A 22,783-nucleotide genomic window follows, 5' to 3' on the forward strand; every position below is an offset into this window, starting at 1 on the left:
TAATATATGGAATTTTGAGAAACAAAAAACATCAGAATGCCAACTCTATATATCAAAAACTAACATAAAATAGAAAAACGATATTTATTACTGAAAAATTTCCTTAATAAGACATTTGCAAACGAAAAAAATATTACATTTGTGACGTGAAAAAAGGAAAGGTTAATAAATACCATTCACGCTATCTTTTACTTAGGTGGAAAAATAGAGAAATAAATAATAGTCAATCATTTTTTAATTATTAATCAAGATGGCAAATTTAGATTTAAGCAAGTACGGTATTACCGATGTGAAGGAAATCGTTCATAATCCTTCTTATGATGTACTGTTCGCTGAAGAAACAAAAGCAGGTTTGGAAGGTTTCGAAAAAGGACAGGTTACAGAATTGGGTGCTGTTAACGTGATGACTGGTATCTACACAGGTCGTTCTCCTAAAGATAAATTCTTTGTAAAGAACGAAGCTAGCGAAGATACTGTATGGTGGACTTCAGAAGAATACAAAAACGATAACAAGCCTTGTTCAGAAGAAGCATGGGCTGATTTGAAAGCTAAAGCAGTAAAAGAATTGTCAGGCAAACGTTTGTTCGTTGTTGATACATTCTGCGGTGCAAACGAAGCAACTCGTTTGAAAGTTCGTTTCATCATGGAAGTAGCTTGGCAGGCACACTTCGTAACTAACATGTTCATCCGCCCAACAGCTGAAGAATTGGCTAACTATGGCGAACCTGATTTCGTATCTTTCAACGCTGCTAAAGCAAAAGTTGAAAACTACAAAGAATTAGGTTTGAACTCTGAAACTGCTACAGTATTCAACTTGAAGACTAAAGAACAGGTTATCCTTAACACTTGGTACGGTGGTGAAATGAAGAAAGGTATCTTCTCTATCATGAACTACTTGAACCCATTGCGCGGTATCGCTTCAATGCACTGTTCTGCTAACACAGACAAAGAAGGTAAGAGCTCAGCTATCTTCTTCGGTTTGTCAGGTACAGGTAAGACAACTTTGTCAACAGATCCAAAACGTTTGTTGATCGGTGACGACGAACACGGATGGGATGACGAAGGTGTATTCAACTACGAAGGCGGTTGCTACGCTAAAGTTATCAACTTGGATAAAGAATCTGAACCAGATATCTACAACGCTATCAAACGTGACGCTTTGTTGGAAAACGTTACAGTTGATGCTAACGGTAAGATTGACTTCGCTGATAAGAGCGTAACTGAAAACACTCGTGTTTCTTACCCAATCTACCACATCGAAAACATCGTTAAACCAGTTTCTAAAGGTCCTCACGCTAAACAAGTTATCTTCTTGTCAGCTGATGCATTCGGTGTATTGCCTCCAGTATCTATCTTGACTCCAGAACAGACTCAGTACTACTTCTTGTCTGGTTTCACAGCTAAATTGGCTGGTACAGAACGTGGTATCACTGAACCAACTCCAACATTCTCTGCTTGCTTCGGTGCTGCATTCTTGTCATTGCACCCAACAAAATACGGCGAAGAATTGGTTAAGAAGATGGAAATGACTGGTGCTAAGGCTTACTTGGTTAACACTGGTTGGAACGGTACAGGTAAACGTATCTCTATCCGCGATACTCGTGGTATCATCGATGCTATCCTTGACGGTTCTATCAACAGCGCTCCAACTAAGAAGATCCCTTACTTCGATTTCGAAGTTCCAACTGCATTGCCAGGTGTTGATCCAGCTATCTTGGATCCTCGCGACACTTATGCTGACGCTGCTCAGTGGGAAGAAAAAGCTAAGGATTTGGCTGGTCGCTTCATCAAGAACTTTACTAAGTTCACAGGTAACGAAGCTGGTAAGGCTTTGGTTGCTGCTGGTCCAAAATTGTAATTACAATAAACCAGAATATAAAAAGCGTAGGGTTTTACCTTACGCTTTTTTTATGCACTATTTTTTATACCTAATTTAGATTTTTTATAAATATTAAGGTTGTTTCATTAATTCTTATTATATTTGCAGCATAAAATATCTTAAACTGATAAAAACAGACCTGATGCTATATAGATTATTTTTGATAATAAGCTTGATTTTCAGTTTGTCTTCCTGTGGAGACGACGTTGCTTATCGGATAAAAGGAAAATTCTCCAATCTTGATAATCAGACAATTTATGCTGTTTTTGAAAATGATAAAGAAAATGTCGTTGACACTGTGGTTTGTGACAAACCTGGTGTTTTTAAAATAGAGCATAAATCCGGCGATTTTGACCGCGTTACGCTCATGTGGGAAAATAAAAGTTATTGGATAACCGCATTTATTGAAAAGGGAGAAAAAATTGAGATTGAGGGTAATGCCTTGTATCCTGCATTACTTAAAGTTAAAGGAGGCAAACTGAATAATGAACTGACCAAAGTCAGACAAAAAGATAGTGCCTTGTGGCGTGAACAAGCTGATATAAAACGTTCACTTGAAAATACTGGAATAAGTTCTATTGACAAAGCGGACCTGATGGCTCGCCTTGCAAACGTAAACTTGCAGATAAACGAATCGGTGATGGAATATATCACTAAAAATCCTGATTCGGACGCAGCACTTATACTTATACAATTCCTGTATATGAATCCGGAACATTTGCGTTATCTGGACAAAGCACTGTCTCTTATCCCGACAGAACACAGGGAGAACCGTATTTATAAAGAACTTGAAGAATACAGTATACGTTCTAAAAGAGCTATGCCTGGTTCGACAGCTCCAAATTTCTCTGTTAAAAACATTCATGGGGAAATAGTTTCTCTCGATTCAATCGAGAATAAATATACTATGCTTATTTTTACAGCACCTTGGATGGATATATATCTTGCAAAACAAGATTTATTGAAAGAACTTGCCAATCATTTTCCAAAAGAGCAGCTTGAAGTTGTTATGATTAGTTTGGATAATGATGTCAAAAAACTAAGAGAGCTTCTTGAGCATAGTAATGTCCATTGGAATCTGGTAACCGACTCAGCAGGTCAGGCAACACAATTGCTGGACTTGTATAACATAAGCTCTTTGCCCCGTTGTTTTCTTATTGACAAGCAACACAAAATACAGGTTAAGACAGACTCGGGTCCGGATATGCAAAAAGAACTGGAAAAGTTCTTAAAATAAAGATATTGCTTATTTAAGACATAGGAACCACAAATCCTATGTCTCTGTATTTATTTTGTTAACTTGATTACTAACTAAAAACCAGACTTAACTATGTTAGTAAAAACTTTTGCCGCTGCTCTGCAAGGTGTATCAGCTATTATCGTAACAATAGAAGTGAACTGCACAAAAGGTATCCAGTTCATGCTTGTAGGATTGCCGGATGTCGCAGTCCGTGAGAGTCACGAACGTATCATATCCGCACTTCAGGAAAGTGGATACAAATTTCCCAGACACAGAATAACCATAAATATGGCTCCGGCTGATATCAGAAAAGAGGGAACAGCCTATGACTTGCCTCTGGCAGTCGGTATTCTTGCTGCTGCCGAACAAATAGACTCCTCACGGTTGGAACAATATATGCTGATGGGCGAGCTCTCTCTAGATGGCAGCCTGAAGCCAATAAAAGGGGCATTGCCAATAGCAATAAAAGCCCGCGAAGCTGGTTTCAAAGGACTTATCCTTCCATACCAGAACGTAATGGAGGCAGCAGTGGTAAACAAACTTGAAGTTTATGGAGCACACAATGTTAAGGAAGTATTGGAATTTATGTCCGGCAACGATGTGCTGGAACCTACGATAATTGATACACGAAAAGTATTCTACGAGCATCAGCTCATTTTTGAAAATGATTTCTCTGAAGTTCGCGGACAGGAGAATGTAAAACGAGCATTGGAAGTGGCTGCAGCAGGTGGTCACAATGTTATTATGATTGGTCCTCCAGGCAGTGGCAAATCTATGCTTGCCAAGCGTCTGCCTTCAATCCTCCCTCCTTTCACTTTGGCTGAATCTTTGGAAACTACAAAGATTCACTCTGTTGCTGGGAAGTTAAGCCGTGAAACATCACTGATGACTTCCCGACCGTTCCGTGCTCCTCATCACACAATTTCCAATGTTGCAATGGTTGGAGGCGGCACTTATCCTCAACCGGGAGAAATAAGTCTTGCCCATAATGGAATATTATTCCTCGATGAATTACCGGAATTCAGCAGGAATGTTCTGGAGGTTATGCGTCAGCCTTTGGAGGACAGAATGATAAACATTTCCAGAGCACGATTCTCTGTGGACTATCCGGCAAGTTTTATGCTTATAGCCTCCATGAATCCTTGCCCGTGCGGATATTATAATCACCCCACACGGCAATGTGTATGTACTCAAGGAGCAGTGCAGAAGTATATGAACCGCATTTCCGGTCCGTTGCTGGACAGAATCGATATCCAAGTAGAAATAGTTCCTGTACCGTTCGAAAAAATATCAGAGCAGCAACCAGGAGAACCAAGTTCTGCCATACGAGAAAGAGTGATGAAAGCTCGCGCAATACAGGAAGCTCGGTTTAAAGATTGTCCGAATGTGCATTGCAACGCACAAATGACAACAAAACATCTGCATGAATATGCTGTTCCTGATGCAGCAGGACTAAGCCTTCTTAAAAATGCAATGCAACGACTCAATCTCTCAGCAAGAGCTTACGACAGAATTCTGAAAGTTTCCCGAACCATAGCCGACCTCGACGGATGTGAGGATATCGAATCAAGACATTTCGCCGAAGCTATTCATTACAGGAATCTGGACAGGGAGAGTTGGGGAATGTAGTATTAGTTGACGAGGTAACAAGGTGACGAGTTGACAAGATAATAAGTTAGCGAAGGGAACAAGGTTTTATCTTATTTATTCATAAACTTGTATCTGTAGCCTCATCAACTTGTCTCTAAATAATATTATTTAAGCAATTAAACCAAACTTATAACGTTCTGTATAAAGCTAAATGTTTACCTTTGCAATTTGTAATAAAGCACTGAGGTTGCTGTGAAGATACAAGTTAACATGTAAACTTATAAACTCACAAACTTAAAAACTAAATAAATATTAATTACTTTATACAACGTATGAGAAACTATAAACTAATCAACAACGTGCTGGGCTGGATAGTCTGCTTGATAGCATCGGCCGTTTATTTGATGACTATGGAGCCGACAGCCAGCTTCTGGGACTGCGGCGAGTTCATCTCTTCAGCCTACAAACTGGAAGTAGGCCACCCGCCTGGAGCTCCGTTCTTTATGCTGACAGCAAACTTGTTTACACAATTTGCATCAAGTCCGTCAACAGTGGCAATAATGGTTAACACTATGTCTGCTCTGTTCAGTGGTCTTACAATTCTGTTCCTGTTCTGGAGTATTACACATCTTGCCCGAAAGATTATTCTTCAAGGAAAAGAAGAAATGACAACAGCACAGATGATAACAATCTTAGGTTCAGGATTGGTTGGTGCATTGGCATATACATTTACAGATACATTCTGGTTCAGTGCCGTTGAAGGTGAGGTTTATGCTTATTCTTCATTGTTCACTGCCGTAGTATTCTGGCTGATTTTGAAATGGGAATCTGTTGCAGACCAGCCTCATGCAGACCGTTGGATTGTTCTTATAGCATATCTGATGGGATTGAGTATCGGTGTTCACTTGCTGAACTTGCTCTGTATTCCGGCAATAGTTCTTGTTTATTATTACAAGAAATGTGCAAACCCTACAATGAAAGGAACCATCATTGCATTGCTTGTTTCATTTGCAATCATTGCTTTGATGATGTTCGGTGTTGTTCAGGGATTGGTTGAAATATGCGGTTACTTCGAACTTCTGTTCGTGAATGTTCTTGGTATGCCATATAACACTGGCGTATTTATCTATGCAATTGTTCTGGCAGCAGTTCTTATATGGGCAATCTACGAAACAATGCGTGACAAGGTTAATCCAATGGCGTTGCGCATTTCATTCCTGTTGTCTGTTATACTTACAGGTATTCCGTTCATGGGTAGCGGTTACGTAATTGCTATTATCCTAATTGCAGCTCTTGCTGCTTTCTTGTTCATGAACAAGAATTTGAACCTGAAGATGATCAACACTGTGTTGGTTTGTCTGATGGTTGTTGTTGTTGGTTATTCTTCTTATGCACTAACTTTGATTCGTGCAACAGCCGATACACCAATGAACCAGAACGCACCTCAGGATATTTTCACATTGCGTACATATCTTGCTCGTGAACAATATGGAAAAGTGCCTCTTATTTATGGTCAGACTTATGTTTCTGAAGTAAAACGAGTAAATGAAGGTGGCAATTGCGCTCCTGTTTCAGAACAAGGTGTTCCAACATGGACTAGAGTTATAAAGAAAGATGCAAATGAGAAAGATAAGTATTATATTTCTCGCTACGAAACAGACTATAAATTCGTAGATGAGCTTAATATGCTTTTCCCTCGTATGCACAGTAGTGACCCAAATCATGTAAGCGCATATAAGGAATGGGCTCAGATAAAAGGTCAGCCTGTTAAGTTTACAAACTGCGGTGAGACCAAGACTGTGATGAAGCCGACATTTGCAGAAAATATCCGCTTCTTCCTTTCTTATCAGCTCAACTTTATGTATTGGCGTTATTTCATGTGGAATTTCTCCGGACGTCAGAATGATATCCAGGGACATGGCGAGATAACACACGGTAACTGGATTACTGGTATAAAATTCATTGACGAAGCTCTTGTTGGTCCGCAGGATAATATGCCATCATCTATTGCTGACAACAAAGGACACAATGTTTACTATATGCTTCCTTTGATCCTTGGTTTGCTTGGTCTGCTTTATCAGGCATATTCGGGAGAAAAAGGTATTCAAGGCTTCTGGATTACATTCTGCCTGTTCTTTATGACAGGTATAGCAATTGTGCTTTATCTGAATCAAACTCCATATCAGCCACGTGAACGTGATTATGCTTACGCAGGTTCGTTCTATGCATTCTGTATATGGATTGGCTTCGGTGTAGCAGCTTTGGCAAAAGCTTTGGAGAAATATGGAAAACTTCCGGCTATGGTTGCAGCTTCAGTTGCCACAGTTGCTTCATTGTTTGTTCCGTTGCAGATGGCTGCCCAAAACTGGGACGACCACGACCGTTCAGGCCGTACCGTAGCACGTGATTTCGGAGCGAACTATCTGGAATCTTGCGAGCCGAATGCTGTTATCTTCACTAATGGTGATAATGATACATTCCCTCTTTGGTATGCTCAGGAAGTTGAAGGTATCCGCACAGATGTCCGCGTATGTAACACAAGTTATCTGCAGACAGACTGGTATATCAACCAGATGAAGAAACAGGCATACGAATCTGACGCATTGCCTATATCATGGAATTATGAAGACTATGTTCAGGGAACTCGTGATGCTGCATACATTCTGCCTATCACCGACAAATCTGTAGATTTGGGAACAGCTCTTGGTTTCGTCCGCAGCAATGATCCTAAGTTTAAGAAAGTTCCTGGAATCGATCAGGAATTGGATTACATTCCATCAAACACTTTGACATTGGACATCGACTCTGCGGCAGTTGCCAACAGCCCTGGTTTAAAAGATGCTGATATTCCTTCAATCCAGAAACAGATGGTAATTGACCTTAAAGGTAAGGACTATCTTGGCAAACATGAGCTGATTATTCTTGACATGCTTCAGAACAATAACTGGCAACGCCCGATGTATTATGCAATCACAGTAAGTCCGGAACAGTTTGTCAAGATGGATCCATACTTCCAGCAGACAGGTTTGGCTTATCAGATTGTTCCTCAGAAGGTGAAAGGAACAAATAAAGCTCTGAACACAGAGAAAATGTATGATAACATCATGAACAAGTTCAAATGGGGCGGAGTTGACAAACCTGGTGTTTATTTGGATGAGAATGTTCTTCGAATGTGTAAGACTTACCGTACAGTTCTCTTCGGCAAACTTGCTGCAGCATTGATTAACGAAGGAAAAGACGATAAGGCTCTTAATGTTCTCGACAAATGTATGGAAGTTCTTCCTCCGGAGAATGTTCCTTTGGACTATTATGCTCTGTCTATTGCTGAATTCTATTATGTGCTCGATCAGAAAGAAAAAGGAGCAAATCTATATACAGGAATTGCAGACGAAGCTATGAGAAATCTGAACTGGTATTTCCGTTTGAAACCATCGCAGTTCGCTTCTGTTGCAAATGATGTATATGAAAATCTTGCCGTATTGCAGGAAGTTCTCCGTGTAAACGAGAAATACAATCCTGAATTCTGCAAGAAATATCAGGAAGAATTCGATAATTATAGAATGGCATTCCAGTCTTTGCATCCGGAAGGAAATGAATAGAAGGAGCAGAGGAGTCAAGGAGTTAAGTAAATTACTTCTTGACTCCTTGATTTCTTAACTCCTTAACTTCTCAATTTTCAACTTTCAATTCTCAATTAAAAAATGTTCATCGAGCAACCTCCATTTTTCTATCGTCTTTTGTTTCCAGGTGCTATATGGAGGAAACCAGGAAAAAAGAAATGTGTTTATCTCACATTTGACGACGGACCAATTCCGGAAGTCACGCCTTGGGTTTTGGACATATTGGACAAATACAATGTAAAGGCTACCTTTTTTATGGTAGGCGACAATGTAAGAAAACATCCAGATATTTTCCGTATGGTTGTTGAGCGCGGGCACTCTGTCGGGAATCACACATTCAATCACATTCAAGGTCTACGTTATCTCACACGCAACTACCTTAAGAACGTCGAAAAGGCTTCAGAGTTGATTAATACATCTCTGTTCCGTCCACCTCACGGACATATGCGCATTCCTCAAACATTATTTCTGCAAAGAAAATACAAAATAATCATGTGGGATGTTGTAACGCGCGACTACAATTCAGCGCTTTCTCCAGAACAAGTTCTCAACAATGTGAAACGATATACACGCAACGGTTCAATAATAGTATTCCACGATTCGCTGAAAGCAGAAAAGAATATGCGTGAAGCAATGCCAAAGGCGATTGAATGGCTGAAAAGTGAAGGATATGAATTTTTGAAGTTGACGAGATAACGAAGGTTAAAGTTGACGAGTTAACAAGTTGACAAGGAAACAAGAAAATAAAACTCCTTGAATACTTAACTCCTATACTTCTTAACTACTTAACTCCTTTCCCTCATCTATGTCTCTACTACAACAAATAAAATCAAAAGCACTGGAATTAGGTTTCTCAGCCTGCGGAATTGCTCCATCATATGAAGCAAGCAGCGAAGCAGAATATTTCGACAAATGGATTGCAGCCGGTAATAATGCCGGTATGGAATATATGAGAAATCATCGAGAAATACGCCTTAATCCGGACGGTCTTGTTCCCGGAGCCAAAAGCGTTATATCCGTCGCATTGAATTATTATCCTAAAACCAGACGACCGGAAGAAGAACCTCATATCGCATATTATGCTTATGGGAAAGATTATCATATTGTAGTTAAAGATATGCTTCGCCAGCTATGGAAAGAGATTCTCCCTCTTTATACGGGCGACAACACCCCAGAAGCTAGAGTATTTACTGATTCAGCCCCGATATTAGAAAGATATTGGGCATGGCGTGCAGGCCTCGGTTGGATTGGTAAGAATACAAATCTGATAATTCCGGGGAAAGGCTCTTTCTTCTTTCTCGGTGAAATCGTCACGACATGGGAAATTGATGAATACGACAGTCCAATCCCTTCCAAATGTGAGAACTGCCAACGCTGCCTGGATGCATGCCCAACAAATGCATTAACTAAAGAACGAGTATTAAACGCTAATCGTTGCCTTTCTTATCTTACTATCGAACATCGGGGAGAATTTCCTTCCGAAATATCCAATTTACTTGGAAACCGAATTTACGGTTGTGACACTTGCCAGAAAGTTTGTCCGTGGAACCGCTTCGCTTCTCCAACCAACATTGATGATTTTTCCCCATCTGAAGAACTTCTATCATTATCAAAAGAAAACCTTCAGTCATTTTCCAAAGAAGATTACAACAGAGTATTTGCAAAATCTGCTGTAAAAAGGGCAAAGTATGAGGGGTTGATGAGGACGATAGGGGTTTATTTGAGGAATTATAATGATAAAAATTCTTGAATATAAAATGTAATTTATATTCATTTTATAATATATCCACAAAGAAAACCAACAACCTTTCGCAAAAGAAGAATATAATTGTATATTTGCCAAGCTCGCATACAAGAGTAAAAACAACTTTATATAACTTGCGAACATATAAAATTATAATCTCATAAATTCAAAATTAATATCATGAAAAAAGTCCTTTCCATTTGGCTTTTAGCCTTCCTATGTGTGCTTACAGCCACAGCCAGCGACCTGAAAGGGAAACTTGAATCCCTGAAAGGAATAAGCGGTATTGAGAAACTCGAAACAGAGTTGTATCCGGAGAAATATCTTGTACGGATTGAGCAGCAAACAGACCATGATAATCCTTCTGCCGGAACATTCAAACAGCGTGTAGTAGTTTTCCATGCCGGATTCGACAGACCAACAGTACTTGTAACAGAAGGTTATGGCGGTGCTTATGCCTTGAATCCTAAATATCAGGAGGAACTTTCAAAGTTATTCAACACTAATGTTATCTTCGTTGAATATCGCTATTTCCTTGAATCAACTCCTGAACCTAAAAATTGGGATTATCTGACAGTTGAAAATTCTCTTTACGACCTTCATAACGTGGTAAATACTTTCAAGCAAATTTATAAAGGTAAATGGATTAGTACTGGTATCAGTAAAGGAGGACAGACAACTATGTTCTTCCGTACTTATTTTCCTGACGATGTTGACTTCTCCGTTCCTTATGTCGCTCCATTGAACAGGGCTGTTGAAGACGGACGCCACGAGATATTCCTTCAGAAAGTCGGAACTGCTGAAGAAAGAAAAAAAATAGAAGATTTCCAGATTGAAATCTTGAAACGTAGAGATAATATCGTTCCAATGCTTGAAGCATATACAAAAGAAAAGGGTTATGAATATAGAATACCTATGGATGAAGTTCTGGATTTTGCTGTTCTGGAATATCCTTTCGCTTTGTGGCAATGGGGAACGCCTGTTTCTACTATTCCTGACTTAAAATCAGATGACAAGACATTGTTCAACCATCTGATGAAAATAAGCGAGCCTTCATATTTTGCCGAAGGACAATCAACCATTTCTTTCAATGTTCAGGCAGCTCGTGAACTTGGATATTATGGTTATGACATCGAACCGTTCAAAAAATACTTATCCATCAAGTCTGCCAAAGGATATCTAAATAGGATAATGCTTCCTAAAGAACTTGTTGACAAAGTTGAATTCCGTCCGGAATTATATAACAAAGTAAGCAAATTCCTCAAGGAGAATGACCCTAAAATGATTTATATCTATGGCGAAGTTGACCCTTGGAGTGCAACAAGAATTCCTGATTTTGAAGGTAAGAAGAATCTCCAAATTTATATCCAGCCAGGCGGAAGCCATCGCGCACGTATAAGCAATATGCCGGATGATATGAAAGAGAAAATAATGAATCAGATTGAGGAATGGCTGGCAGAATAAAATAACAAACAATGAATTTCCAAATTCATTTTCTTCATCCAGTTAACACAATAATTTAAACCGAATATAGTATTCAAAATATCGGCTCACCTAGGTGGATTAATTTACCCACCTGGATGAGCCGATATTTTTATAAGCATTAGTTAGGGATTTTATTATATTGATAAGAATAAATTATTACTTAAAACCAACCATCATAATACTTCTCCCCAGCCTCATCCCCAGCCTTCAACGGCTGAATTATAAAACTATATTCCCAAGCATGTGGAGTTATCGTATATTCCGAATGAACATGAGCGCCCCAAGTATTATCACCACCAACGCCCATCTGTAAATGGTCGATATTGAGCCAAACCATATCTTGCTTGGTTACACTTCCACCATGATGTCTTTCAACATTAAACGGACGATATTCTATATCTGACTGCGGGAAATTCCATGCACTTACATTAAGTAAATCAGAACCGGAAATCATAATTCCTTCACCGTCTTTATTTCTCAGGGAAACCCAGCGGACATCTGTTTTATTTCCGGTTTCCTGTGCACGGACATATGGATGATACTGCTCCCAGACTTTGGAAGAATATATTCCGACCAAAGCACTGCTCTTACGGTCCCAATAATTCTCATGCGGTCCTCTTCCATACCAAGTCATTTCTTCATATTCAGGAAGAAGAATCATACGCATACCAAGACGTGGCATTTCAGGCAATTCCTTATCTCCAGGAATAAAGCTGTTGGTAACTTTTATTACTCCTTCAGGACGGATTTCATATGTCACCTTCATCTTTGAAGCCTGTTCTTCCAATGTATATAAAGCTGAGACTACGGCATTGCCGGATTCGTTCTTTTCCAGCAGAATCAAATCATCCAAATGCGCATTCTTTCCGGCATCTTTCCACGTGCGACAACGCTCTGGTGTTCCGTTTGCTACATCATTGTCCGTAAGTCCACGCCAGAAATTAGCCTGCAAACCTTCTTTTATAATATTCTTACCATTATATTCCAACATTGTAATTTCACCATTTGCAGATGAAAATGCAACCTTGAAGTCTTTTCCGGAAATAAGGACTCCGTCATTATTCTGCTGTGAAACCAGTTCTCCCACACTCGGTTTCACAACCGTAGTTCCTTCTTCATAAGGCAATCTCCACTGTTCATAAGCAGCAAGATGGTTTGCCGGTATCATCGGTTTGCTATTCTTATATTTAGCCTCTATTTTCAAGAAATATTCTTTACCTTTCTCAGGTGTGAATTTGAATGGAATAAGAACTTCCTTACTTTGACGTGCGGCAATTTCCGGGAAATCCATAACTCCTTCATCTATACATTTTCCGTCAGACTCAACCGCCCATCTCATACTATAATCAGACAATCCGATAAAATCATGCCAGTTAGTTATCTTAACCTTATTGGCAGAGAAAGGAACAGGCTCGAAATGAATATACTGATATATTTTCTTCACTTCATAAATATGCGGATGAAGCGAGCGGTCAGAAGCAACAAGTCCATTGGCACAGAAATTGGAATCATTAGGCACGCCTACAAAACCCATGTCTCCGCCAAATGCCCATATATCATTGCCTTTGTCATCTTTCTTGGCAAAGGTCTGGTCAACCCAGTCCCAGATAAATCCGCCTTGCAACTGGTCATATTTATATATCAATTCCCAATAGTCATTCAAATTACCCACGCTGTTACCCATAGCATGTGCATATTCACACAATATCAAAGGACGTGCATCACGCTGGTTTATATGGCGGCGCAAAGCCCAAACACGTGCATACATCGGGCAATAGATATCAGACTTTCCTTCATATCCTCCACCTTCGTATTGCACAGGACGAGTCGGGTCTGTCTTCTTAGTCCAGTCATATATAGTTTCGAAATGTTTTCCATATCCTGATTCATTGCCCAATGACCAAGTCACAATTGAAGTAAAGTTTCTGTCACGATGAACCATACGACCCATTCTTTGCATAAACGCTCCTTCCCAATCCGGATAATTGGCAAGAGTTTTATCCTTATGACTCATCATTCCGTGACTTTCAATATTGGCTTCGTCAACAAGATACAAACCATATTTGTCGCATAAGCTATACCACTGATAATTGTTGGGATAATGACAGTTGCGGACAGAATTGATATTGAACTGCTTCATAAGCCTTATGTCTGTCAACATACTTTCCACATCTATCGTACGTCCTTTCACATTATTATGCTCATGTCTGTTCACTCCTTTAAACAGAACCGGAACACCATTTATCAATTGCTGGCCATTCTTCATTTCAACCTCACGGAAACCAAAAGGATGAGCGAAAGATTCAAGCGGTTGTCCTGATTTGTCAAACATATTGACAACCAATGTGTACAGATATGGAGTTTCTGCTGTCCAAGCCGATACATTCTCCAATGTTTTACTTCCGCTAAAGACAGTGTCGTTCTCCGATTTTATATTCTTTTCTTCAGTAAACAAAACTTTCCCTTTATCGTCGAGAAGTTTCATTTCCACTTTCTGTCCGGACTGAGGATTGGCAATAAATATCTCAGTGTTGAAAACTCCATCCTTATATGCGTTTTCCAATCCTGCCGTAAGAATAAAGTCTTTAACTCTGCTCTCCGGACGAGCATATAAATAAACATTACGTTCTATGCCGCTATATTTCCAATAGTCCTGGTCTTCCATATAAGAGCCATCGCTATATCTGAAAACCTTAACCGCTAATTTGTTCTTTCCTTTCTTCAGCAATTTAGCGATATTGAAATGAGCCGGTAAACGGCTGTCCTCACTATAACCTGCAAGTTCACCGTTAATCCAGCAATAGAATGCTGATTCAACTCCTTCAAAATCGATGAATATATCCATACCTTTCCAACTCTGAGGCACTTCAAATTCACGCACATAAGCACCAACAGGATTATAGTCGGCAGGGACAAACGGTGGATTCGTCGGGAAAGGATAAGATACATCTGTATAAATAGGAGCATCAAAGCCCTGAAGTTCCCAGCTTCCCGGAACTTCTATATTTTTCCACTTCTTTACATTATATCCGGGTTTATGGAAATCTTCCGGACAAGAAGCATTATTCCTTGAATAAAGGAATTTCCATGTGCCATTTAATGATATACGCCTTTCAGTTGCCGTATTAACTTCAAATCGCTCAACATCGGGCAAACTTTGCTGAGCCAAAGCCGCATCCTCGTTCACAAACGGGATGAAATGGGCATTCATAGGCTCACGGTTAATTGCATTGATTTTAGGATTTTGCCAAGGTTCGTTCTCCGCAAACAGATGGGAAGAAAAAACAGTTAACAAAGCCAGAATACTAATCTTCAGTTTATTCATAATCATATCGAAATAAGTGTGTTTACATTTAGCTGACTATTTATGTTTTACAAAGTTAAGTAATGGAAATATAAGATACAAGACGACAAAAAAAGAGCCGCAAAAAAATTTGCGGCTCTACATTATATTAAGCTTGTTTGTTTGCTCGTTTACGTTCGTTTTCGTCAAGAATTATCTTACGCATACGCATATAATTCGGAGTAATCTCAACGTATTCGTCACCCTTGATATATTCAAGAGCATCTTCAAGACTGAATATTACAGGAGGAGCCAACGAAACTTTATCGTCAGAACCTGAAGCACGCATGTTTGTCAGTTTCTTTGATTTTGTTACGTTCACAACCAAGTCGTTGTCTTTTGTATGCTCACCAACAACCTGACCTGCATAAACCTCATCACCAGGAGCGATGAAGAAACGTCCGCGAGACTGAAGGTTATTCAAAGCATAAGCAAAGGCTGTACCTGTTTCCATTGCAATGATTGAACCGTTCACACGGCGTTCGATTTCACCTTTCCAAGGCTGATATTCCAAGAAACGGTGTGCAATGATAGCCTCACCGGCAGAAGCAGTAAGAACGGCATTGTTCAAACCGATAATACCACGTGAAGGAATATTGAATTCAAGGTGCATACGTCCGTTCTTGCTTTCCATCATTGTCATCTCACCCTTGCGCTTTGTAACCATATCAATAATACGGCTTGAGCATTCTTCAGGCAAGTTTACTGTAAGCTGTTCAATAGGTTCGCACTTCTCTCCGTTGATTTCCTTGATGATTACCTGTGGCTGACCAACCTGCAACTCATATCCTTCGCGGCGCATAGTTTCAATCAACACAGACAAGTGAAGCACACCACGACCATAAACCAACCAAGAATCAGCTGAATCTGTAGGAAGAACACGCAAAGCAAGGTTCTTGTCCAATTCTTTTGTCAAACGGTCAAAGATATGGCGTGAAGTCACAAACTTACCATCTTTACCGAAGAACGGAGAGTTGTTGATTGTGAATAGCATTGACATTGTAGGCTCATCAATTGCAATTGTAGGAAGAGCTTCCGGTTCTGCAGCATCAGCAATTGTTTCACCAATTTCAAAACCTTCGATACCGATTATTGCACAGATATCTCCAGATTTAACTGACTCAACTTTTGCACGTCCAAGACCTTCGAAAACATTCAATTCCTTAATCTTAGACTTAACCATAGAACCGTCGCGCTTACAAAGCATAATATCCTGTCCTTCGCGCAATTCACCACGATGAACACGGCCGATTGCAATACGGCCAACATATTTTGAATAGTCCAAAGAAGTGATAAGCATCTGTGACGGACCTTCAATAACTTCAGGTTCAGGAATATATTCTATGATTGCATCCAAAAGAGCAGTGATGTCTTCTTTAGGCTCTTTCCAGTCTGTTGACATCCATCCCTGCTTTGCCGAACCATAGATTGTAGGGAAATCAAGCTGTTCCTCAGTAGCATCCAAATTGAACATCAAGTCGAACACCATTTCCTGCACTTCGTCAGGGCGGCAATTCGGTTTGTCAACCTTGTTTATCACTACTATAGGCTTCAGACCAATCTGAATAGCTTTCTGCAACACAAAGCGTGTCTGCGGCATAGGACCTTCAAAAGCATCCACCAAAAGCAAACAGCCGTCGGCCATATTCAATACACGTTCCACCTCGCCACCGAAATCGGCGTGTCCCGGAGTATCAATGATATTGATTTTATAACCCTTATAATTGATAGACACATTTTTGGCAAGGATTGTAATACCTCTTTCTCGTTCCAAGTCATTGTTGTCAAGGAACTGGTCCGGCTCTGCCTGTCCTTCACGGAAAAGCTTTCCGGCTAATAACATCTTATCCACGAGTGTTGTCTTACCGTGGTCTACGTGTGCGATAATCGCGATGTTTCTTATCTTTTGCATTGAAGACTAATTTATTGACTACAAAGGTACGAATATTTGACGAAAATCTGAAAAGTGTTTTGAAAAAAGAGTGATATACAACATATAAATTAGTTGAGTTTCGCTTGTGGGTATTGCAAAACAAAATGCTAAATACAAAAATTACAATTTGAAATTTATCAATAAGTTTCAGACAATCACGAACATCTTTTGGCTGAAAGCCTTTAATTTTACAGCACAGGGCAACGCCCTGTGGTTCAATGTATATTCCATACGTAAGCCCTGGAGGGGCGGAACTGAGTGAAGTTATGCCCTTTCAGGGCGCTTAAGTATGTGACGGTCAAAAACGTAGGGCGCTGCCCTACGCTGTAAAATTAAAGGCTTTCAGCCAATATTTAGATAACAATAGGTAACTATATATTCTTAAAACTAAATCTCAGTTCTTACAAACTAAGCTTAAGTTTTTATAAACTAAGATTGAGATTTTAAAAACTAAGGCTTAGTTTTAAGATTGGGGAAGGATATTCAAAACATAAAGTGCTGTCCTACGCTTTAAAATCCAAAGCTTTCAGCCAAATGTTTGTCCATTAAAGGCGACTTTATATATAAAATCTGTATTGAAGCGCTTATCATATAATCATTATATAAATCACAACAGTTCCTAAAAACAAAGGCATTTTATGGAAAAATCACTGATTTAGCACTACCTTTGCATTTAGAACTAAAAAAAACGAACAAACTATGTCACAATTATTTTCTTCAGACCTGCCTTATAAGGTGGCAGATATGAGTTTGGCTGATTTCGGTCGTAAAGAAATAGAAATTTCTGAACACGAAATGCCTGGATTGATGGCTTTGCGCCAAAAGTATGGAAAAGAAAAGCCATTGAAGGGAGCACGTATCACTGGCTCACTGCATATGACTATTCAGACAGCCATCTTGATTGAAACATTGGTTGAATTAGGTGCTGATGTACGTTGGGCAAGCTGTAATATTTTCTCAACTCAGGACCATGCTGCTGCCGCAATTGCTGCAGCCGGAGTTCCGGTGTTTGCTTGGAAAGGCGAGAGTTTGGAAGAATACTGGTGGTGCACTGAAATGGCATTGCGTTTCCCTGGCGGAAAAGGTCCTCATTTGATTGTTGATGACGGTGGCGATGCTTCATTGCTTGTTCACATGGGTTATCGTGCTGAGGACGATGCTGAAACTATCAACCGCAAAGGCAGCAATCACGAAGAACAGTGCATTCTGGACACACTGAACCGCATATTGAAAGAAGATCCGACTCGTTGGCATCGCACTGTTGCCGAAATGAAAGGTGTTTCTGAAGAAACAACTACTGGTGTTCACCGTTTGTATCAGATGATGGAAAAAGGTGAATTGCTTGTTCCGGCAATCAACGTCAATGACTCTGTAACTAAATCAAAATTCGACAATCTTTACGGTTGCCGTGAATCTTTGGCTGATGGTATCAAACGTGCAACAGATGTTATGATTGCAGGTAAAGTTGTTGTTGTTGCCGGTTATGGTGATGTGGGTAAAGGTTGCTCTCACTCAATGCGTTCATACGGAGCACGCGTTTTGGTAACTGAAATCGACCCAATCTGCGCATTGCAGGCTGCAATGGAAGGCTTTGAAGTTACAACAATGGAAGAAGCTGTAAAGGAAGGAAATATTTTCGTTACTACAACCGGTAACTGTGATATTATCACAATCGAACATATGGCTGCAATGAAAGACCAGGCTATCGTCTGCAACATCGGCCATTTCGACAACGAAATTCAGGTTGACAAACTTATCAACTATCCGGGTATTAAGCATTTGAACATCAAACCTCAGGTTGACAAATATACTTTCCCTGACGGTCACTCAATCTTCCTTCTTGCTGAAGGTCGTTTGGTGAACCTTGGTTGTGCTACCGGTCACCCATCATTCGTGATGAGTAACTCATTCACAAACCAGGTTTTGGCTCAGATGGATTTGTGGCAGAAGCCATACGAAGTTGGTGTTTACCGCTTGCCTAAGTATCTTGACGAAGAAGTGGCTCGCCTTCATTTGGAACGTATCGGTGTCAAGTTGTCAAAACTTACACAGAAACAGGCTGATTATATAGGAGTTCCGGTTGAGGGACCTTATAAGGCTGAGCATTATAGATATTAATTAAAGAGACAAGTGAACAAGTTGACAAGAGAATCAGATAAAAAATCCTTTCTTGTCAACTCGTCAACTTGTTACCTGATTTGCATCTTTACTTTCAAACCTTTCTCATAATGAAATACGCAATCCTCTCCCCTTTCTACCCCTATCGTGGCGGTATTGCCCAATTCAGCGCAATGCTATACAAGACTTTGGAAAAAGACGGACACGAAGTGAAGGCTTTTAACTTCAGCAGACTTTATCCGGATACTTTGTTCCCGGGCAAAACACAATATGTGGAAAAAGGAGATAATGCGATTGTGATAGAAAGCGAGCGTGTACTCGACAGCGTAAATCCTCTTTCTTATTTCAAGGCTGTTGAGGCTATAAAGAGATTCAATCCGGATGTTCTGATTATTAGTTATTGGATGTCGTTCTTTGTTCCCGGATATGCTCATATAGCAAACAGAATGAAAAAGCATTGCAAGGTTGTTGCCCTTATTCATAATGCTATACCTCATGAACCTAGATTCTTTGACAAGCCAATGGCAAAACTTCTGTTCAGTCAGTGCCACAGTTTTATTGTTCTCAGCGAAGCTGTTGCTGACGATTTGAAGAGTTTATGTCCTAAAGCAAAATATATCTTGAATCCTCATCCGCTATATAATCATTTCGGAGATAAAATCAGTAAAGACGAGGCTTGCGAAAAACTTAATATAAGTAAGGAAAAGAAAACTTTGCTGTTCTTCGGATTGATACGCGACTATAAAGGTCTGGACCTTCTGATTGAAGCTATGCACAATCTTGGTGACGACTTCCAGCTTGTAATTGCAGGAGAATGCTATGGCAGTTTCGACAAATATCAGAAAATGATAGATAATTCACCGGCAAAAGAAAGGATTCATGTTTATAACCAATATATTGCTGATGATGATATTCCTCAGTTCTTTTCAGCTGCTGATGCTCTGATATTGCCTTATCGTTCGGCAACTCAAAGTGGAGTTGTATCTATTGCATATCATTATAATATTCCTATGATTAGTACACCGGTTGGAGATTTTGGTCAAAGTATCGGGAAACCGCAAACAGGAATAGTTGTCACTGATATTAACTCTGATTCTATAAGGAAAGGTATTGAAGAATTATTCAGTAATGATAAATACAATCTTTGTCTTGAGAATATAGGGAAAGAAAAAGTTTCTCTATCTTGGGAAAAGCTTACGGAGAAGATTGAAGTAATGGTTAGGTAAAAAACAGAGGAGTCAAGGAGTTAAGAAGTCAAGGAGTCAAGAAGTTTTTTATTAATCTACTTAACTACTTGACTCCTTAACTACTTGACTCCTTATTTACTTTTCTTCAACTCCATATAAACTGAATACACCGCAGCCGCAATCACCATAATCAATATCAGGAAGCTACTGTAAGCCTCAACATTTGCAGCAACAATATATCCTTCAGGACGGAATTCAAATACAATTTCGTGTTCTCCAGCAGGAATACGCATCGCACGCAGAATCCAGTCTGCACGGAAATGTTCGGCAGGTTTACCGTCAATTGTAGCTTTCCAGCCTGGCTGATAATATATTTCAGAGAAAACAGCAAGCTGTTCTTTTTCGGCAGAAGTCAAATATGTAAGCTTATTAGGACGATAAGATTCCAGCTCAATCATCGCAGTTGAATCAGATTGTGGAGTGAAGCCTTCGAGAGCTGAAGCAAATCTCTTATCCACAATTGCTGTTGTATAAGGCTGATATTCATCCAATGCTGTTATTTCCTCATCTGCATTCTCAACAATCTTTACAGAAGAAACAAACCAGGCATTTCCATACGAGAAATTATTAACCAAAGGCGGCTGCTGAGGATTATAGATTATATATTTAGTATTCAGCATATTCAAGACCTTACATTTTGCGAATGTAGGATTGAAATCCGCCATTGTCTTCACATGCTGGAATGCACCAATAACAGAATCTATTTCCGACTGCAGTCTGTGGTCAATCAATTCCTGATAACGGCGCAATTTGGCTGCATGATAACCTCCGATTGAATGATGATAATATGATGTAGAGGTTTCGAGGAACGGATTGTTAAGATTCAATACTCTATAGTTAGTCTTATCTTCCAGAATAGCTTTATCGGCAGCCGACATTGCAAAGTGTTCCTTAATCTGCTGAGGATTTACATAATTTGAATCGTTCAGATAACGGCGGTCAACAGTCCATAAGTCAACCAACACCAAAACAGCTATAAGAGCAGAAACAACAAAGCCTACAGTCTTCTTATTTGCTGCTTTATTGTACCAGAACAACAAGGCTGCAGCAGCCACAATAAACAACAGCGAACGCAATGCATCGGCAGAAGCAAGCGAAGCTCTGTCTGCAATCAAGGCATAAAGGAACTGCTCCGGCAATTTATACAGAGAATCATAATCCGACTGGAAATCCAACAGCGCTGTAGGAGCAAGCCACAATATAAGTGACAAACCACCAGTAATAGCCAATGCGCCTATCATTCCTTTCTTGAACAATTTATCCTCAACTTTTCCTTCCATTATCTCCTTCAATCCCCAGAAACCAACCAAAGGAGCAACAAGTCCAGGAATAACCAATGCCATTTCTACAGTTCTGAACTTATTATACATCGGCAGATGATGGAACATAAAGTCGTTGAACCAATCCAAATTTCTACCCAAAGCCAGTAAAGTCAGGAAGAATGCTCCGGCAAACATCCACCATTTCATAGGATTGCTGATAACAAACATTCCAAGGACGAAAAGGAAACATACGATAGCACCGAAATAAACAGGTCCGGAAGTGAATGATTTGTCTCCCCAATATGTTGGAGCCTGTATTTCTTTTCCTACCTGTGCACCCGCAGCTTTTGCTGCCTGATAAAATTCAGAATCCTGTCCTAATTTTCCACCAGAGCCACCGCCGTAAGCATTAGGAACAAGAAGTGTAAGCAACTCGCCTTTTCCATAGCTCCAGGCAAATGCATAATCTTTGTCCAAACCTGAAGAGGCTTTTCCTTCTTTCTTTGTGTTGTCTGAATTTATTGTAAGTTCTGAAGCTCCACGAATTGAATGTTTACTCAAATCCCACATTGCATACATATTTTTGGCTCCAGGAAGAACTGCAAGAATTGAGCAGGCAATAAATATTGCCGTTACTTTTCCCAATTCTGCCAATTCCTTGCTTTTCACCTTTGCCACAACAAAGCCTGCATAAATAAATACACAGAGAAGCATCAGATAATATGTAATCTGTGGATGTGAATTATTTACTGACAAAGCAACGCCTAACAGGAATAATACAGAACCCCAAAGATATTTACGTTTGAAAAGAAGTGCCATACCGGCAAGAGTAACCGGCATATAAGCTATTACATAAGCCTTTGTTATATGACCGGCTTCAATTATAATAATGTTATATGAGGCCAATGCAAATGCAATAGCTCCGGCAAGCGAAAGCCACCAACTTGCTCCCATAACACACATCAGAAGATAGAAACTAAGCAAACCAACGAAAACCATGCTGGCATCGAAATAGCCCAACGATTTCAATGGAGCTTCCAAAGATTTGTACTTAGGAAGATCCGGAGCCGGATTTCCATATCCTGAGACATACGGCATTCCGCCAAACATTGCATCAGACCAAGCAGAGAATTCTCCAGGTGATGCTGTTTTCTCATATTGTTCCATTTGGCTGTTTCCCATTCCGTCCGCCTTCAGCATATCGCCTTGCTGAATAACTTTTCCGTCAAGGACAGCCGGAGAAAAATAAACAACTGTCAACACTAGCAATACAAGGATGGCAGCCAGATGTTTTCCCCAAGTCTTTAGTAATTGTTGCATAT

Annotated in this window: 12 protein-coding genes; 9 read left to right on the forward strand and 3 right to left on the reverse strand. The window is 39.8% G+C overall.

Going from position 1 to position 22,783, the window contains the following annotated elements; all coding sequences use genetic code 11:
* Positions 1-250: 250 nt before the first annotated feature.
* From pckA to ACYIAR_RS08765, 7 genes are all read left to right on the forward strand, one after another.
* Complete coding sequence (gene pckA, locus ACYIAR_RS08735) at positions 251-1,858, forward strand: phosphoenolpyruvate carboxykinase (ATP) (protein WP_480328889.1); 1,608 nt, start codon at positions 251-253, stop codon at positions 1,856-1,858.
* 163 nt (positions 1,859-2,021) lie between these two features.
* On the forward strand, positions 2,022-3,116 hold the full coding sequence (locus ACYIAR_RS08740; RefSeq protein WP_480328891.1) for a redoxin domain-containing protein: 1,095 nt from the start codon (positions 2,022-2,024) through the stop codon (positions 3,114-3,116).
* Positions 3,117-3,209: 93 nt separating this feature from the next.
* Positions 3,210-4,748, forward strand: coding sequence for a YifB family Mg chelatase-like AAA ATPase (locus ACYIAR_RS08745; protein ID WP_480328893.1), 1,539 nt, complete (start codon positions 3,210-3,212; stop codon positions 4,746-4,748).
* Between the two features lie 293 nt (positions 4,749-5,041).
* The gene (locus ACYIAR_RS08750; protein WP_480328895.1) at positions 5,042-8,308 is read left to right on the forward strand and encodes a glycosyltransferase family 117 protein; all 3,267 of its coding nucleotides are present in this window, start codon (positions 5,042-5,044) and stop codon (positions 8,306-8,308) included.
* A 102-nt stretch (positions 8,309-8,410) separates the two neighbouring features.
* A complete protein-coding gene (locus tag ACYIAR_RS08755) occupies positions 8,411-9,025 on the forward strand; it encodes a polysaccharide deacetylase family protein (protein WP_480328897.1) in 615 nt (204 codons plus the stop codon).
* Between the two features lie 109 nt (positions 9,026-9,134).
* Positions 9,135-10,079 (forward strand): tRNA epoxyqueuosine(34) reductase QueG, encoded by a 945-nt coding sequence (queG, locus tag ACYIAR_RS08760; protein WP_480328899.1) that lies wholly within the window; start codon positions 9,135-9,137, stop codon positions 10,077-10,079.
* A 174-nt stretch (positions 10,080-10,253) separates the two neighbouring features.
* Complete coding sequence (locus tag ACYIAR_RS08765) at positions 10,254-11,537, forward strand: S28 family serine protease (RefSeq protein ID WP_480328901.1); 1,284 nt, start codon at positions 10,254-10,256, stop codon at positions 11,535-11,537.
* Positions 11,538-11,718: 181 nt separating this feature from the next.
* Here ACYIAR_RS08765 and lacZ read toward each other — a convergent pair whose 3' ends face one another.
* On the reverse strand, positions 11,719-14,874 hold the full coding sequence (gene lacZ, locus ACYIAR_RS08770; RefSeq protein WP_480333599.1) for a beta-galactosidase, LacZ type: 3,156 nt from the start codon (positions 14,872-14,874) through the stop codon (positions 11,719-11,721).
* A gap of 136 nt (positions 14,875-15,010) precedes the next feature.
* The gene (gene typA, locus ACYIAR_RS08775) at positions 15,011-16,813 is read right to left on the reverse strand and encodes a translational GTPase TypA (RefSeq protein WP_480328903.1); all 1,803 of its coding nucleotides are present in this window, start codon (positions 16,811-16,813) and stop codon (positions 15,011-15,013) included.
* Positions 16,814-17,533: 720 nt separating this feature from the next.
* On the opposite strand from typA, the gene ahcY reads away from it, so the two are divergent.
* Entirely contained in the window at positions 17,534-18,952 is a 1,419-nt protein-coding gene (gene ahcY, locus ACYIAR_RS08780) for an adenosylhomocysteinase (protein WP_480328905.1), read from the forward strand.
* Positions 18,953-19,062: 110 nt separating this feature from the next.
* Positions 19,063-20,178 (forward strand): glycosyltransferase, encoded by a 1,116-nt coding sequence (locus ACYIAR_RS08785; RefSeq protein ID WP_480328907.1) that lies wholly within the window; start codon positions 19,063-19,065, stop codon positions 20,176-20,178.
* Positions 20,179-20,270: 92 nt separating this feature from the next.
* On the opposite strand, the gene ACYIAR_RS08790 is transcribed toward ACYIAR_RS08785, so the two are convergent.
* Positions 20,271-22,781: a YfhO family protein gene (locus tag ACYIAR_RS08790; RefSeq protein WP_480328909.1), complete on the reverse strand. Its 2,511-nt coding sequence runs from the start codon at positions 22,779-22,781 to the stop codon at positions 20,271-20,273.
* Positions 22,782-22,783: the final 2 nt, after the last annotated feature.

This window comes from Parabacteroides sp. KHUB-01 (genome assembly GCF_056640935.1).